This is a genomic window from Mycolicibacterium parafortuitum, assembly GCF_010725485.1.
GTDB lineage: Bacteria > Actinomycetota > Actinomycetes > Mycobacteriales > Mycobacteriaceae > Mycobacterium.
Map to the genome: position 1 here is coordinate 2,525,410 of NZ_AP022598.1, position 15,462 is coordinate 2,540,871.

15 protein-coding genes are annotated in these 15,462 nt (G+C 67.9%); 11 read left to right on the forward strand and 4 right to left on the reverse strand.

The features are described 5' to 3' along the window. Nucleotides 1-4 precede the first annotated feature (4 nt). The 9 genes from NTM_RS12045 to NTM_RS12085 all read left to right on the forward strand — a co-directional run bounded on the left by NTM_RS12045 (nucleotide 5) and on the right by NTM_RS12085 (nucleotide 10,523). Nucleotides 5-958, forward strand: a complete 954-nt coding sequence (locus tag NTM_RS12045) for an SDR family NAD(P)-dependent oxidoreductase (protein ID WP_163769458.1) — start codon at nucleotides 5-7, stop codon at nucleotides 956-958. Continuing rightward, on the forward strand, nucleotides 951-2,117 hold the full coding sequence (locus NTM_RS12050) for a CaiB/BaiF CoA transferase family protein (RefSeq protein ID WP_163766415.1): 1,167 nt from the start codon (nucleotides 951-953) through the stop codon (nucleotides 2,115-2,117). Before NTM_RS12045 ends, NTM_RS12050 begins: the two co-directional genes overlap by 8 nt. After that, nucleotides 2,117-3,295 (forward strand): acyl-CoA dehydrogenase family protein, encoded by a 1,179-nt coding sequence (locus NTM_RS12055; RefSeq protein ID WP_104862245.1) that lies wholly within the window; start codon nucleotides 2,117-2,119, stop codon nucleotides 3,293-3,295. The genes NTM_RS12050 and NTM_RS12055 overlap by 1 nt, the downstream gene beginning before the upstream one ends. Further along, on the forward strand, nucleotides 3,292-4,209 hold the full coding sequence (locus NTM_RS12060) for an acyl-CoA dehydrogenase family protein (protein WP_163766416.1): 918 nt from the start codon (nucleotides 3,292-3,294) through the stop codon (nucleotides 4,207-4,209). Before NTM_RS12055 ends, NTM_RS12060 begins: the two co-directional genes overlap by 4 nt. Then, entirely contained in the window at nucleotides 4,206-5,360 is a 1,155-nt protein-coding gene (locus NTM_RS12065) for an acyl-CoA dehydrogenase family protein (RefSeq protein ID WP_163766417.1), read from the forward strand. Before NTM_RS12060 ends, NTM_RS12065 begins: the two co-directional genes overlap by 4 nt. Continuing rightward, nucleotides 5,357-6,352 (forward strand): acyl-CoA dehydrogenase family protein, encoded by a 996-nt coding sequence (locus NTM_RS12070; RefSeq protein WP_163766418.1) that lies wholly within the window; start codon nucleotides 5,357-5,359, stop codon nucleotides 6,350-6,352. Before NTM_RS12065 ends, NTM_RS12070 begins: the two co-directional genes overlap by 4 nt. An 11-nt stretch (nucleotides 6,353-6,363) precedes the next feature. Further along, a complete protein-coding gene (locus tag NTM_RS12075) occupies nucleotides 6,364-8,079 on the forward strand; it encodes a thiamine pyrophosphate-binding protein (protein ID WP_163766419.1) in 1,716 nt (571 codons plus the stop codon). A 54-nt stretch (nucleotides 8,080-8,133) separates the two neighbouring features. Then, complete coding sequence (locus NTM_RS12080; RefSeq protein ID WP_104862240.1) at nucleotides 8,134-9,558, forward strand: aldehyde dehydrogenase family protein; 1,425 nt, start codon at nucleotides 8,134-8,136, stop codon at nucleotides 9,556-9,558. Between the two features lie 68 nt (nucleotides 9,559-9,626). Then, nucleotides 9,627-10,523, forward strand: coding sequence for an amidohydrolase family protein (locus NTM_RS12085; protein ID WP_163766420.1), 897 nt, complete (start codon nucleotides 9,627-9,629; stop codon nucleotides 10,521-10,523). A gap of 4 nt (nucleotides 10,524-10,527) precedes the next feature. On the opposite strand, the gene NTM_RS12090 is transcribed toward NTM_RS12085, so the two are convergent. Continuing rightward, a complete protein-coding gene (locus tag NTM_RS12090; RefSeq protein ID WP_163766421.1) occupies nucleotides 10,528-10,740 on the reverse strand; it encodes a hypervirulence associated TUDOR domain-containing protein in 213 nt (70 codons plus the stop codon). Nucleotides 10,741-10,841: 101 nt separating this feature from the next. Here NTM_RS12090 and NTM_RS12095 point away from each other — a divergent pair, with 101 nt between their 5' ends. Continuing rightward, the gene (locus NTM_RS12095) at nucleotides 10,842-12,089 is read left to right on the forward strand and encodes a KasA/KasB family beta-ketoacyl-ACP synthase (RefSeq protein WP_104862237.1); all 1,248 of its coding nucleotides are present in this window, start codon (nucleotides 10,842-10,844) and stop codon (nucleotides 12,087-12,089) included. Between the two features lie 8 nt (nucleotides 12,090-12,097). On the opposite strand, the gene NTM_RS12100 is transcribed toward NTM_RS12095, so the two are convergent. Both NTM_RS12100 and NTM_RS12105 read right to left on the reverse strand, forming a co-directional pair. Then, nucleotides 12,098-12,991 (reverse strand): cyclopropane mycolic acid synthase family methyltransferase, encoded by an 894-nt coding sequence (locus tag NTM_RS12100; RefSeq protein WP_104862236.1) that lies wholly within the window; start codon nucleotides 12,989-12,991, stop codon nucleotides 12,098-12,100. 82 nt (nucleotides 12,992-13,073) lie between these two features. Continuing rightward, complete coding sequence (locus NTM_RS12105; protein ID WP_104862235.1) at nucleotides 13,074-14,015, reverse strand: cyclopropane mycolic acid synthase family methyltransferase; 942 nt, start codon at nucleotides 14,013-14,015, stop codon at nucleotides 13,074-13,076. A 235-nt stretch (nucleotides 14,016-14,250) separates the two neighbouring features. On the opposite strand from NTM_RS12105, the gene NTM_RS12110 reads away from it, so the two are divergent. Further along, nucleotides 14,251-15,012 carry a 3-keto-5-aminohexanoate cleavage protein gene (locus tag NTM_RS12110; RefSeq protein ID WP_163766422.1) on the forward strand — a complete coding sequence of 254 codons (762 nt, stop codon included), beginning with the start codon at nucleotides 14,251-14,253 and terminating at the stop codon, nucleotides 15,010-15,012. Here the strand turns inward: NTM_RS12110 and NTM_RS12115 are convergent. Continuing rightward, a complete protein-coding gene (locus NTM_RS12115; RefSeq protein ID WP_163766423.1) occupies nucleotides 15,002-15,448 on the reverse strand; it encodes a cupin domain-containing protein in 447 nt (148 codons plus the stop codon). The genes NTM_RS12110 and NTM_RS12115 overlap by 11 nt on opposite strands. Between the last annotated feature and the right edge of the window lie 14 nt (nucleotides 15,449-15,462).

A 15,462-nucleotide genomic window follows, 5' to 3' on the forward strand; every position in this document is an offset into this window, starting at 1 on the left:
CGCGATGACCGACCACCGATTCGACGGCCGTGTCGCGGTCGTCACCGGTGCCGGACGGGGGCTGGGCCGCGCCTATGCGCTGATGTTCGCCGCCGGCGGCGCCAAGGTGGTGGTCAACGACGTCGGCGGTAGCCTCACCGGGGAGGGCGCCGACGCGGGCCCGGCACAGGCCGTCGTCGACGAGATCACCGCCGCGGGAGGCGCCGCGGTCGCCAGCACCGACTCGGTCACGACGGCCGACGGCGGCGCAGCGATCATCGACACCGCCCGCGAAACCTTCGGCGGTATCGACATTCTCGTGCACAACGCCGGCAACGTCCGGCGTGGATCACTGCGTGAGATGAGCTACGACGACTTCGACGCGGTGGTCGACGTCCACCTGCGCGGTGCGTTCCATGTGGTGCGGCGGGCGTTTCCGCTGATGTGCGACAACGGCTACGGCCGTATCGTGCTGACGTCGTCGATCGGCGGGCTGTACGGCAATCACGACGTCGTCAACTACGCGGTCGCGAAAGCCGGTGTCATCGGGCTGTCCAACGTCGCCGCGCTCGAAGGCGCCGCCCACGGTGTGACGAGCAACGTCATCGTCCCGGCCGCGGTGACCCGGATGGCCGAGGGCATCGACACCTCGGCGTACCCGCCGATGGGGCCCGAGCTCGTCGCGCCCGCCGTGGGATGGCTGGCACACGAAACCTGTTCGGTGACAGGCGAGATCTTCATCGCGCTGGCGGGCCGGATCGCCAGGGCGCTGATCGCCGAGACCCCGGGGGTGTATCAGCCGTCGTGGAGGATCGGCGAGGTCGGTGCCCGCATCGGCGAGATCCGGGACTTCGGTGAGCCGGTGGTCTTCCCGGTGGTGCCCAGCGGGCACAACGACCACATCGGCTACAGCTTCGCGATGGCCGCGCAGGAGACCGATGAGCGCTCGCGCGAAGAGAATGTGACCGCCCATGGCTGACACCGGACCGCTCGCGGGGATCCGCGTGGTCGACCTGACCGCAATGGTGATGGGCCCGTACTGCACGCAGATCATGGCCGACATGGGTGCCGATGTCGTCAAGATCGAGCCGCCGGAAGGTGACAACACCCGCTACATCTCGGTCGGCCCGGTCCCGGGCATGAGCGGGGTGTTCGTCAACGTCAACCGCGGCAAGCGCAGCGTCGTGCTGGACCTGCGCAGCCCCGAAGGCGGCGCCGCGATGCGCGAACTGGTGCAGCGCGCCGACGTGTTCATCCATTCGATGCGGGCGAAGGCGATCACCAGACTCGGTCTCGGCTACGCCGATGTCTCGGCGCTGAATCCGTCGATCGTCTACACCAACTGCTACGGCTACGGCAGGCGAGGGCCCGAACGCGACCGCCCCGCCTACGACGACACCATCCAGGCCGAGTGCGGACTTCCCGCGGTACAGAAGCAATTGACCGGCGAGGCCGACTACGTCGGAACCATCATGGCGGACAAGGTCGCCGGGCTCACCGCGCTCTACGCGACGATGATGGCGTTGTTTCACCGGGAGCGGACCGGGGAAGGCCAAGAGGTAGAGGTCGCGATGTTCGAGACGATGGCCTCCTTCATGCTGGTCGAACATGCCAACGGTGCCATGTTCGACCCCCCGCTGGGTCCCGCCGTGTATCCGCGCACCGTCGCGCCCAACCGTCGGCCGTACCGCACCAAGGACGGCTACATCGCCGCACTGATCTACAACGACAAGCACTGGAATGCGTTCGTCGCTGCCGTGCAGCCGGCATGGGCGTCGGCGTCCTACGCGACGCTGGAGGCGCGGGCACATCAGATCGACATGGTGTACGGGCTGGTCGCGCAGACGCTGGCCGAACGTACCACCGCGGAGTGGCTGGACCTGTTCCGCGAGTTGGAAATTCCCGCCGCGCCGCTGAACACACCCGACGCGCTGTTCGACGATCCGCATCTGAACGCGGTCGGATTGTTCGAGACCGTCGACACCCCGCACGGACCGGTGCGCTTTCCCGGTGTGCCGACCTGGTTTTCGCGCACACCGGGCAAGGTCCGCGGCCCCGCACCGGAACTGGGCGCCGACACCGGCGCCGTGCTGGCCGAACTCGGCCTCGCTCTGGGCGAACAGGAGCAGGTGAGCTGATGGACTTCGACATGGGTAAGCGTGCGGGTGACCTGCGACGCGAGTTGCGTGCGCTGGTCGACGAGCATGTCCCCGAACACTTCCTGGGTGCGTTCACCGACGACCCCGCCGATCTGGAAACCGCGCAACAGTTCTGCCGCACGCTGGCCGAGCACAACCTGCTGTGCATGGCGTGGCCGGAGGAGTTCGGCGGCGGCGGTGCGTCGGTGTGGGAGCAGACCGTGGTGCGCGAGGAGATGTGGGCACACCACGAACCCCGCGGCGCGCAGTACATGGGCGTGAACTGGGTCGGGCCGATCATCATGCGGCACGGCACCGAAGAACAGCAGCGCAGACATCTGCCGCCGATCGCCGCGGGCCAGGTGATCTGGTGTCAGGGCTTCTCCGAACCCGAGGCGGGATCGGATCTGGCGTCGCTGCGGACCTTTGCGCGGCCTGCCGCTGACGGAACAAGCGGCTGGCTGGTCAGCGGCCAGAAGATCTGGACGTCGTACGCGACGATGGCGCAGTGGTGCTTCCTGCTGGCCAGGACATCCAGGGTGGGCGAGGGGGCTACCCAGAAGAAGCAACAAGGTCTGACCATCTTCCTTGTGCCGATGGATGATCCGGCGATCACCGTGCGGCCCATTCGCACCATGTTGGGGCCGCACCACCTCAACGAGGTGTTCTTCGACGATCTGCGCGTCACCGAGGCCGACGTGCTCGGCACGGTGGACCAAGGCTGGTCGGTCGTGCAGGACGTGATGTCGTTCGAGCGGGTCGGCATCGCGCGGTACGCGAGGTGTGAACGGCTGCTGGCCGCGGCGCCGAGCGTGCTCGGGCAGCGGTGGGAGTCGCTGTCCGGTGAGCTGCGGGGCCGCTGGATCCGGATGCTGACGCACTGCCGCCGCGCCCGGCTGCTCGCCTACCGGGTGGTGGAGTTGCAGAGCAGCGGGCGGATCACCCCCGGTGATGCCGCCGCCTACCGGATCGCCGTCACCAAGCTCGACCAGGACAGCGCCGAGGTGCTGTCCGACATCGCTGCCGAGGTCCGCCACGACGACCACCGCGCCGCATGGTTCCTCGGCGAGGTCGAGGACCACTGGCGCTACTCCCAGGCCTCCACGGTGTCGTCGGGAAGCATCGAGATGCAACGAATTCTGCTGTCCCGCGCGATGCTGAGCGGAGCTGCGAAATGATCCTCGACCTCAGCGACGATGCCCTCGAGTACGGCAGGCAGGCGCTGCACGCGTTCGAGTCTGCGGGCGGCGACCGCCTCGTCGAGCAGGCCGAAGCCGATCCCGCGACCCGCGGGGCGCTCGTCGGCCCGGTACTCGACGGGCTCGGCGCCTGGGACCTGGACCCGCGCGACGACGCCGACACCCTCGAAGCCGCCGCTGCGCTGTGCCGCAGCGCGGGATACTGGGCACTGCCGTACCCGCTGGCCGAACGCCTCGCCAGAGCGGGTGACCTGGACGCCGACGGACTCGTGGTGGTCGGCGGAGCCAGGCCGGCCGCACCGCTGGCCGCGGTCGACCTACGCTGGGCCACCGTCGATCTCGACGGGCACCGTGCCATGGTCACCGGACGCGGACCCGCCGGGCCGGGGTTCGTCACCGAACTCGAACTCGCTCCCGCCGGGGACGGGCCGGCCCGCGACATCGCGCTCGCGCTGGTACTTCCGTGCTGGACGCTGCTGGGCATGCTGGACCGCGCGATCGCGCTGACCGTCTCACACGTGAGCCTGCGCAAGCAGTTCGGTCAGACGCTGTCGTCGTTCCAGGGCGTCCAGTTCCAGCTCACCGACGCCGAAGTGGAGCGCAGCGGGGTCGACATCCTCGCCAAACACGCGTTGTGGAGCATCGCGTCCGACCAGCCGCACGCCGTCGACGACGCGCTGGCTTTGCGGCTGGCCGCGATCGAAGCCGCCGACGTCGTGTTCCGGGTCTGCCACCAGCTGCACGGCGCGGTCGGCTTCTGCGACGAGACGACGCTGTCGTGGCTGTCGCGCTACAGCCAGCCGCTGCGCCGGCTGCCGTTCGGATTGTCCTCCACGCGTGAGCATCTCACCCGCAGCGCCGGGCGGCGCGGGCTGTCGGGGTTGTTCGCATGAGCGACCTGGAGGAGTTCCGCGCCGAGGTCCGCGCCTGGTGCCGCGAGCACGTCCCACCCGACTGGCGCGCGACGCAGACCGGCGTCGACGACGAGGAGTTCGTCCGGTTCCAGAAGGCATGGTTCGCCGAGTTGCACAGCGCCGGGTATGCGGTGCCGCACTGGCCCGCCGAATGGGGCGGCGGCCTGCCGGTCGACAAACAGGTGGTGCTCTACCAGGAACTCGCCGCCCACGACGCCCCGAGGCTGGTGCTCGCGTTCGTCGGGATCCACCACGCCGCCTCCACGCTGCTCGTCGCCGGCACCGACGCACAGCGCAGGCGTCACCTGCCCGCCATCCTCGACGGCGAGATCTGGGTGCAGGGCTTCTCCGAACCGGAGGCTGGATCGGACCTCGCGGCGCTGCGCACCACCGCCCGCCGGATCGGCGACGAGTACCTGGTCAGCGGCCAGAAGCTGTGGGCCAGTGGAGGAATGCACGCCGACTGGTGTCTGTTGCTGGCGCGCACCGACCCCGATGCACCGAAGCGGAAGGGCATCTCGTATTTCCTGCTGGACATGACCACGCCGGGCGTCGAGGTCCGGCCGATCCGCAACGCGATCGGTGACGCGCACTTCTGCGAGATCTTCCTCGACGAGGTGCGCATCCCGGCAGGCAACCTGATCGGGGCCGAGAACGCCGGCTGGCAGGTGGCCCAGGAGACGCTGGGTGCCGAGCGGGGCATGACCATGCTGGAGCTCGCCGAACGCCTCGGCAACGCCGGGTTCCGCCGGCTGGTCGAGTCCGCGCCGCTGGACGACCCGATCGTCGCCGACCGGCTCGCCGCGTTCGAGACCGAACTGACCGCGCTGCGCGGCATGTGCAGGCGGATCGTCGAACACGGCGCATCGGGTCCGGCCGACGCATCCGTGGTGAAGCTGTACTACAGCGAACTGCTGCAGCGACTCACCGACTTCGCCGCCGAGATCGGAGGTCTGCCCGCCCACACCGTGCTGACCAAACCGATGTCGAGCGGATGGGAATCCGGCTCCTGGGTACTGGATTTCATCGGCTCATGGGAGTGGACCATCCCCGGCGGCGCCAGCGAGATCCAGCGCACGATCATCGCCGAACGCGGGCTCGGACTGCCGCGAGAACCGAGTGTGGCATGACGGGATTCGAAGAGTTCCACGACGAGCTGCGCACCGTCGCGGCGGACATGCTGGCCAAGGACAGCCACCCGGACTGGGCCGTGCTCGCCGACGCCGGATGGACCGGGCTGGAGGTGCCCGAAGCGCTCGGCGGGGCCGGCGCGACGTTCGCCGAGTCCGCGGTCCTGCTCGACCAGATCGCGCGTGCCGCGGCCACCACCGGTTATCTCGGCGGCGCAGTGCTCACCTGCGGTGTGCTGAACATGCTGGTGCCGAACGACTTCCGGGACCAGCTGCTGACCGCGGTCGCCTCCGGTCAGAATCGGCTGGCCGTCGTCACGGGAGACTTCGTGCTGTCGAACGGGCGGTTGAGCGGCCGTGCAGGATTCGTGCCCGACGCCCTCGGCTGCGACCGGCTACTCGTGGTCGCCGGCGCCGAGGTCGCCGTCGTCGCCGCCACCCAACTGGCCATCGCGGCCCAACCCGTCGTCGACGAGACCCGCCGGCTCGCGACGATCACCGCCGATTCGGCGCAGGTCGAGGACATCGCCGTGTTCAGCGGCGATCCCGCCGAGGCGGTGGACGCGCTTCGGCACCGGGCCGAGGTCGCGATCGCGTGCGACAGCCTCGGCCTCGCCGAGCAGATGCTCACCGCGACAGTCGATTACGTCAAGGTGCGGCACCAGTTCGGTCGGCCCATCGGATCGTTTCAGGCGGTCAAGCACGCGTGCGCCGACATGCTCGTCGCGATCGAGGTGGCGCGGCGGCTCGTCGCCGACGCCGTGGCCGCGGTGAGTGAAGGCGCCGACGCCGCGGTGCCTGCCGCGATGGCGAAATCGCACGTCTGCTCCGCCGCCGTCGACGTCGCCGGCAAAGCCATGCAGCTGCACGGCGGCATCGGCTACACGTGGGAAAGCGGAATCCACACCTACCTCAAACGCGCCACGCTGAACCGGTCGCTTTTCGGTTCACCTGCCGCTCATCGCAAAAGACTCTCGCAGCGCTACCACTAGAAGGAGAACTCATGGGCGTTCCCGTGTACAAACGCATTCTGGACCTGTTCGAGGCCGAGGGCGTCAACACGCTGTTCGGTATCCCCGACCCCAATTTCGTGCACATGTTCACCGAGGCCGACGCCCGCGGCTGGTCCGTCGTCGCACCCCACCACGAGCTGTCGGCCGGATTCATGGCCGAGGCGGCGTCGCGGATGACCGGTGCCCCGGGACTGTGCATCGGGACGCTCGGACCGGGCATGGCCAACATCGCCGGTGCGATCCAGTGCGCACTGGTCGAGAACTCGCCGGTGATCTTCCTCGGCGGACAGCGCGCCCGCATCACCGAACGCCGGGTGCGGCGCGGCCGCATCCAGTTCGTGCAACAGGAGGACCTGTTCAAGAACTCGGTGAAGTTCAGCAGCTCGATCGAATACGCCGACCAGACCGACGAGATCATCCGCGAGGCCATCCGCCGCTCCATGTCCGGCACCCCGGGCCCCTGCTACATCGAGTTCCCGTCGCACGTGATCCTCGAAGAGCTCGACGTCGCCGCCCCGCTGGCACCCGAGCGCTACCGCCTCGTCAACCAGGGAGCCGGCGAGCGCGAGGTCGCCGAAGCGGTCCGGCTGATCAAGGCCGCGGAGAACCCGGTCCTGTTGGTGGGCCACGGCGTCCACACCTCGCGCACCCAGGACCAGGTCCGCGAACTCGCCGAGCTGATGGCGTGCCCGGTGATCCAGACTTCCGGCGGCACCTCGTTCATCCCCGGCCTGCAGGACCGCACCTTCCCGTACCTGTTCTCACCGGCCGCCAACGAGGCCGTCGAGAAGTCCGACCTGTGCGTCGCGCTGGGCACCGAGCTCGGCGAACCGATGCACTACGGCCGCACCCAGCACTGGGCGGGTAACGACGCGAACCGTAAATGGATTCTGGTGGAACAGGATCCGACGGCAATCGGGGTGAACCGGCCGATCGACGTGCCGCTGGTCGGCGATCTGCGCGGTGTGGTGCCCCAGCTGGTCGACGCGCTGCGGGACAGCCCCCGCACGCCGACGCCGGACCTCGACGCACTGATCAAGGCCGATGCCGCCGAGCTGGCCCGGGTGGCCGAGGAGGCGCCGGCAGGGCGCGCGCCGATCCACCCGGCGCGCTACGTCGTCGAGGCGACCAAGGCGTTCGACGAGCACTTCACCGACGGCATCCTCGTCCGCGACGGCGGCGCCACGGTGATCTTCCAGTGGACCTACTCGCAGACCAAGCCGCGCGACGTGATCTGGAACCAGAACTTCGGCCACCTCGGCACCGGTCTGCCGTACGCCGTCGGAGCCTCGGTCGCCGAAGGCCGTAAGCGTCCGGTGATGCTGCTGACCAGTGACTCGGCGTTCCTGTTCCACATCGCCGAACTGGAGACCGCGGTGCGGGAGAACCTGCCGCTGGTCTGCGTCGTCGGCGTGGACCACCAGTGGGGTCTGGAGGTCGGGGTGTACAAACGCACCTTCGAGCAGCCGTCCCCGCAGCCCGGCGTGCACTGGAGCAAGGACGTCCGGCTCGACAAGGTCGCCGAGGGCTTCGGCTGCCACGGCGAGTACGTCGAGAAGGACGACGAGATCGGCCCGGCCATCCAGCGCGCGTTCGCCAGCGGCAAGCCCGCGGTCGTCCACGTCTGCATCGACCCGAAGGCGAACTCCGAGGAAATGCCGAAGTACGACCGATTCCGGACCTGGTATGCAGAAGGCACCCAGTAGGCCCGTGTTCCAAGGAAGAGTGGATGCGGTCGGACCGCGAATTGAGGAGACGTCATGCGTGAATATCTGAAGCACTACATCGACGGTCAGTGGGTCGACCCGATCCGGCCCAACGCCCTCGAGGTCGACAACCCGGCCACCGAACAGATCTCCGGCAAGATCGCGCTCGGCTCGTCGGCCGACGTCGACCTGGCCGTCACCGCGGCGCGGCGGGCGTTCGGCACCTGGGCGCAGAGCACCCGCGAGGAGCGCCTCGATCTGCTCGGCGCGATCATGGGCGAGTACCAGAAGCGCGCCGCCGAACTGGCCGACGCCGTCAACGAGGAAATGGGCGCGCCGCCGTCGCTGGCGTCCGGGCCGCAGGTCAATCTCGGCATCGGCCACCTGGCCACCGCGATCGACGCGCTGAAGAACTTCGCGTTCGAGGAGCAGCACGGCAGCACCCTGGTGGTCAAGGAACCGATCGGGGTGTGCGGGCTGATCACTCCGTGGAACTGGCCGATCAACCAGATCGCGTGCAAGGTGTTCCCGGCGCTGGCCACCGGCAACACCATGGTGCTCAAACCGTCGGAGGTGGCGCCGTACTCGGCGCAGATCTTCACCGAGATCCTCGACACCGCAGGCGTTCCCGCGGGTGTGTACAACCTCGTCTACGGTGACGGGCCCGGGGTGGGCGCCGCGATCTCCAGCCATCCCGATATCGACATGGTGTCGTTCACCGGATCCACCCGGGCGGGCATCGAGGTGGCCCGCAACGCCGCCCCGACCGTCAAGCGCGTCACCCAGGAACTCGGCGGCAAGAGCCCGAACATCGTGCTCGACGACGACGACTTCGCCAAGAGCGTGGCCGCCGGCACGTCGGTGATGATGGTCAACAGCGGCCAGAGCTGCAACGCGCCGTCGCGCATGCTGGTGCCGAACTCCCGGATGGACGAGGCGATCGCGGTCGCCCGCGACACCGTCGCCGCGGTCAAGGTCGGCGACCCGAGCGACAAGACCGCGATCGGACCGGTCGCGTCGCGGGCGCAGTTCGAGAAGATCCAGGGCCTGATCCAGAAGGGCATCGACGAGGGCGCCACGCTCGTCATCGGTGGCCCCGGCCGGCCCGACGGCATCGACAAGGGCTACTACGTCAAGCCGACCGTGTTCGCCAACGTCACCAACGACATGACGATCGCGCGCGAGGAGATCTTCGGCCCGGTGCTGTGCATCCTCGGCTACGACGATCTAGACCAGGCCGTCGAGATCGGCAACGACACCGAATACGGGCTGGCCGGCTATGTTTCGGGCGCCGACCTGGAGCAGGCCCGCGCGGTCGCCCGCAGGATCCGTGCCGGTTCCGTCGCGATCAACCACGGCTTCGACATGGCCGCGCCGTTCGGCGGCTACAAGCGCAGCGGCAACGGCCGCGAGTGGGGGCCGTTCGCATTCGACGAGTTCCTCGAGGTCAAGGCCGCCCTGGGCTACGCGCCCGCCTAGCGGAGGCGAATGTACGGTTTCTGACGAACACCGGCCCAAACCTGGTCAGAAACCGTACGCTCGGCGCCGTGGCGGCCGAAAAGTACGAGTACGGAATCGATTTCGACGCCGTCGAGGCGCTCGACTTCCACACCCACGTGGAGGTCGACAGCCACGGCCACCACGCCTACGACGAGGTGCTCGTCGAGGCGACCGCCAAGTACTTCAAGATGGCCGACGGCCCGGCCGCCACCGTCGATGCCCTCGCCGACCTGTACCGCCGCCACAACAGCGCCGCGGTGGTGTTCACCATCGACGCCCGGCACGGGATGCGGCACGCGCCGAACTCGATCGAGGATCTGGTCGCCGGCGCCGCCCGCAACAACGACGTGCTCATCCCGTTCGGCAGTGTGGACCCGTTGCAGGGCCGCCGCGCTGTGCACCGGGTACACGAGCTCGTCCGCGATTACGGGGTCAAAGGTTTCAAGTTCCACCCGAGCATGCAGGCATTCGAGCCGAACGACCGGGCGTACTACCCGATCTACCACGCGGTCGCCGAAGCCGGGGTGCCTGCGCTTTTCCACACCGGCCAGACGGGGATGGGGGCCGGGCTGCCGGGCGGGCACGGCATCAAACTGCGCTACAGCGATCCGATGCTGCTCGACGACGTCGCCGCCGACTTCCCGGAGCTGACCATCGTGATGGCACACCCCGCGGTGCCGTGGGTGGACTCCCAGATCGCCATCGCGGGCCACAAAGCGAACGTTTTCATCGACCTTTCCGGCTGGAGCCCGAAGTATTTCCCGCCGCAACTGGTGCATGCGATGGGTAGGCAGTTGCGGGACAAGGTGTTGTTCGGGACCGACTTCCCGTACATCCAGCTCGACCGGTGGCGGCGCGACTTCGACACGCTCGACGTCGATCCGGCTGTCCTTCCGCTGGTCTACAAACAGAACGCGCTGCGCGTGCTCGGTCTGACGTCCTAGCAGCTCAGGCCTTCTTCAGCGCCGACGGCTTGTGCACGGCGTCGCGGCCGCTCCCGTCGCTGCGCACCCGGTACTGCGGCTCCTCCTCGGACGCCCGCACGGTCCGCCCAGCTGCCTCGGTGTCGGCGGTGATCTTCTCCTCGACGGTGCCTTCGACGGTGCGGCCGTGGCTTCGCCAGCTGACCTTGTCGCCTTTCGCGAAATTTTCGTCGCTCACAACGATGTTGATTCCCGGTAGCGGGAGTGGTTACTCGTGGAGTAGATGTGTAGAACGAGGATGAATATGGTGGTCGTTACTCGGGAATTACGAGGGGGACCATGACGAAATTTCCGAATGCGTTTCCGAACGTGGTGGTGACCGGTGTCGCCATGACCACGGCGCTGGGCACCGACGCCGAGTCGACGTGGCAGGCCCTGCTGGACGGGCGCAGCGGTATCCGTCTGCTGCAGGACTCCTTCGTCGAGGAGTTCGACCTGCCGGTTCGGATCGGCGGGCACCTGTTGGAGACGTTCGACGAGAAGCTGACCCCGGAAGAGAACTACAACCTGTCGTACGTGCAGCGGATGGCCGTCGTCCTCAGCCGCAGGGTGTGGGAGAACGCCGGGTCACCCGACGTCGACCCGAACCGGTTGGCCGTGTCGATCGGCACCGGCATGGGCGGTATCGAGGAGCTCGCGTTCGCCTACGACCATCTGCGCGAAGGCCGGCTCGACGAGGTCAACCCGACGACGGTGCAGCAATACGCGCCCAGCGGCCCGTCGGCGGCGGTCGCCGTCGAACGGCACGCCCGGGCGGGTGTGCTGGCCCCGGTCTCGGCGTGCGCGTCGGGCTCCGAGGGCATCGCGCAGGCGTGGCGGCAGATCATCTTCGGTGACGCCGACGTCGCGATCTGCGGCGGCGTGGAAGCCCGCATCGAGGCCGTGCCGATCGCCGGCTTCGCGCAGATGCGCATCGTGATGTCGACGAACAACGACGACCCCGAGGGTGCGTGCCGCCCGTTCGACAAGGACCGCGACGGGTTCGTGTTCGGTGAGGGCGGGGCGCTGCTGGTCATCGAGACCGAGGAGCACGCCAAAGCGCGCGGGGCGAAGATCCTGGGACGCCTGATGGGGGCCAGCATCACCTCCGACGGCTTCCACATGGTCGCCCCCGATCCGAACGGTGAACGTGCCGGCTACGCGATGTCCCACGCGGTCGAGCTGGCCGGGTTGACGTCCAGCGACATCGACCACGTCAACGCGCACGCCACCGGCACCACCGTCGGCGACGTGGCCGAGAGCATCGCGATCAACAAGGCGCTGGGCGGGCACAAACCGGCCGTGTACGCGCCCAAGGGCGCGCTCGGCCACTCGGTGGGCGCGGTGGGTGCCGTCGAGTCGATCCTGACGTTGCTGGCCTTGCGCGACGGGGTCATCCCGGCGACGCGCAATCTGCGCAACCTCGATCCGGAGATCGACCTCGATGTCGTCAGCGGCGAGCCCCGGCGCGGGCATTACGAGTACGCGATCAACAACTCATTCGGCTTCGGCGGCCACAACGTGTCGCTGGTGTTCGGGCGCGCGTGAGCTGCTGATCACGCCTTGACGAGCGTGAACTGTCCCAGCTCGCTGATCCCGCGCTGGAAGAAGTCGCTGCAGCCGGTCAGGTACTTCATGTACCGCTGGTAGACCTCTTCGGAGGTGGCGGCGACGGCCTCGTCGTGGTGGGCTTCGAGCGCCTCGGCCCAGGTGTCGAGCGTGCGCGCGTAGTCCTTGTTCAGGAATTGCGTCTGCTCCAGCGTGAACCCGGCCTCGGCGGACAGTTCGACGATGTTCTCCTCGCCGGGCACCGATCCGCCCGGGAAGATCTCCTTGGCGATGAACCGCATGAACTTCAGGTCCGACATCACGATCGGGATGCCCAGTTCGGGCCACTTCTTCAGTGGGTGGCCGAGGATGGCCTGCAGCAGGAAGCGTCCGCCGGAGGGCAACACGCTGCTGCACATCTTGAAGAACGGCGCGTAGCGCTCCTGCGGGAAGGCCTCGATCGCCTCGATGCTGATGATGCGGTCGACCGGTTCGTCGAACTGTTCCCAACCGCGCAGCATGATCCGGCGCGACCGCTCGGTGTCCACACCGTCGAGCAACTCCTGGGCGAACTTGCACTGATTGCGGCTCAACGTCAGCCCGATCACGTTGACGTCGTACTTCTCGATGGCGCGGCGCAGCACCGAACCCCACCCACAGCCGATGTCGAGCAACGTCATCCCCGGTTCGAGGTTCAGTTTGCCCAGCGCCAGGTCGATCTTGGCGACCTGAGCCTCGGCCAGTGTCATGTCGTCGCGCTCGTAATAGGCGCAGCTGTAGGTGCGGGACGGATCCTGGAAGAGGCCGAAGAACTCGTCGGAGAGGTCGTAATGCGCCTGTACTTCCTCGAAGTGAGGCGTCATGTCGTCACCCGAGGGGGGCTCCGCCGTTCTCCTGGTCATCCCCGACCGTCCTCCATTTCGTTTCGCCGCTACGCGACCGATTCAGGTAACGCGTGTGGCCAAATTACTACACCGCTCACGGTCACCTTTTCTCCAGCGTGAACTGGACGACGTCGGTGTAGCCCTCGCGGAACAGGTCAGCGCAACCGGTCAGGTACTTGTAGAACCGCTCGTAGATCTCCTCGGAGGTGATCGCGACGGCCTCGTCCTTCTTGTCCTTGAGGTTCGCGGCCCAGGCGTCGAGGGTCTTGACGTAGTGCGGCTGAAGGTGCTGTTCCAGGGTGACGGTGTAGCCGTTGCGCTTGGCGGCGTCGGTCACCTGAGCGGCCAGCGGTAGACGGCCACCGGGATAGATCTCGTCCATGATGAATTTGATGAAGCGCACCTTCGACATGGTCAGCGGCAGCTTCTTGGCCTTGATCTCTTCATCGCTGGGAATGATGATCGTGTGCAGCATCTGCACGCCGTCGTCGGGCAGCCAGCTGTAGGTGTTCTTCATGTAGTCGTCGTACTTGTTGAAGCCGAAGTGCTCGAACGCGCCGATCGACACGATCCGGTCGACGTGGGTGTTCGAGCCGTCGAACTCCTCCCACGGCTGCAGCCGAACCTCCATGCTGCGGGTGGTGTCGATGTTCGGGAACCGGTTCTGCTCGATGTGCTGCTTCTGGTTCTCCGACAGCGTCAGGCCGATGACGTTCACGTCGTACTTCTCGACGGCGCGCTGAATGGTCGAGCCCCAGCCGCACCCGATGTCGAGCAGCGTCATCCCCGGCTCGAGGCCGAGTTTGCCCAGGGACAGATCCACTTTCGCGAGCTGTGCCTGCTCAAGCGTGTAGTCGTCCTTCTCGAAGTACGCGCAGCTGTAGGTCTGCGACGGGTCCTGCCAGAGCTTGAAGAAGTCGTTGGAGATGTCGTAGTGGAACTGGACTTCCTTCTTGTCCGAGCCGCGCGTCTCGGCCGCGGACTTCGCCAACCACGCCGACTGGGCGGTGGCGTCGGGCTGTTCGGTGGAAGTGTTCGGCATGAGGCCCCATCCTGTATGCAGTCTGATCTCACGATCATGTGCGGCTCGGCTGTTGGCTCAACTCGGCCTTCGCCCGCTTCCAGGTGCGCACCCGATCCGCACGCACACACGGCGGTTGGGCCGACCATACCTGCCGGGCCAGTGGTGGGTCGAGTGGGCTCGCGACCGGCGCCACGGGATCTTTCACCGGTACCGCGGTGCGCGCAGACCGCGCGGGCGGGCCAGGATGGGGGTCATGTCGGACAGTGCCGAACCCCAGAGCCCGAAGACCGCCGTGACGCCGAAGATCTATGTCAAGGCGTGCATCAACGGTGCACGCACCCCCGATCAGCACCCGAACCTGCCGGTCACCCCCGAGCAGCTCGCCGCGGAGGCCGTGGCCGCGCATGCCGCGGGTGCGCGGGCGGTGCACATGCATCCCAAGGACCGCAACGGGGTGGATTCGCTGCGCGCCGCCGAGGTCGACGCCGCGGTCGCTGCGGTGCGGCACGCCGTGCCGGGCCTGCCGCTGGGTGTGACGACCGGGTTCTGGGCGCTGCCCGACGCGGGTCGGCGACTCAAAGCGGTCGAGGAGTGGAGCGTGCTGCCGGACTTCGCGTCCCTGAACTGGCATGAGCCCGGGTCCCCGGAGCTGGCCGAGTTGCTGCTCAGCCGCGGGCTGGGCGTCGAGGTCGGCATCTTCCACGTCGAGGCCGCGCGGTCCTGGGCGGCTTCGGACATCAAGGATCACTGCATGCGGGTGATGATCGAGCTGGGTGCTGACGGCGACGTCGCCACCGCGGACGAGATACTGGACCTGGTCGCGGCCGCCGGGTCGCCCGCGCCGGTGCTGCTGCACGGTCTGGATGAAAGCTGTTGGCCGCTGCTGGAACACGCCGGGGTCCGCGGTCTGCAGACCCGCATCGGGATGGAGGACACCCTGGTGCTGCCCGATGGGTCGGTGGCCGACGGAAACGCCGCGCTGGTCGCGGCCGCGGTCGAATTGCTCAGTCGGTAGGGGCGCCGAGCGCGAAGTCGGCGAAGTCGAATCCGGGCACGACGACGCAGCTGACCAGACACGGTTGGTCGTCACGGGGGCGAGCCCGCTGCCAATGCCCCGGCGGCACCACGAATTGCGGGCTCTCGCCGGCGAGGATGTCGGCGCCCAGCAGATGCGTTTCCGCGGACTCCTGGTGTTGTCCCACCTCGAGGAGGAGCGGGCCACCCGAGTGGTACAGCCACAGCTCGGCGCTGCGCACCGTGTGCCAGGCCGACTGCTGCCCCGGCATGAGAAGGAAAAGGATCGCGGTTCCCGCGCTGCGGCTGCCGGAGTAGTCGGGCGGCAGCACCGACTGCGGCACGGTCAGGTCGCTGCGCCAGGTCTCCCGAAACCATCCGCCCTCGGGGTGAGGGGAGAGGTCGAGCCGACGCGCCCATTCGGGAAGATCGCTCATCGGCTCACCCTAGT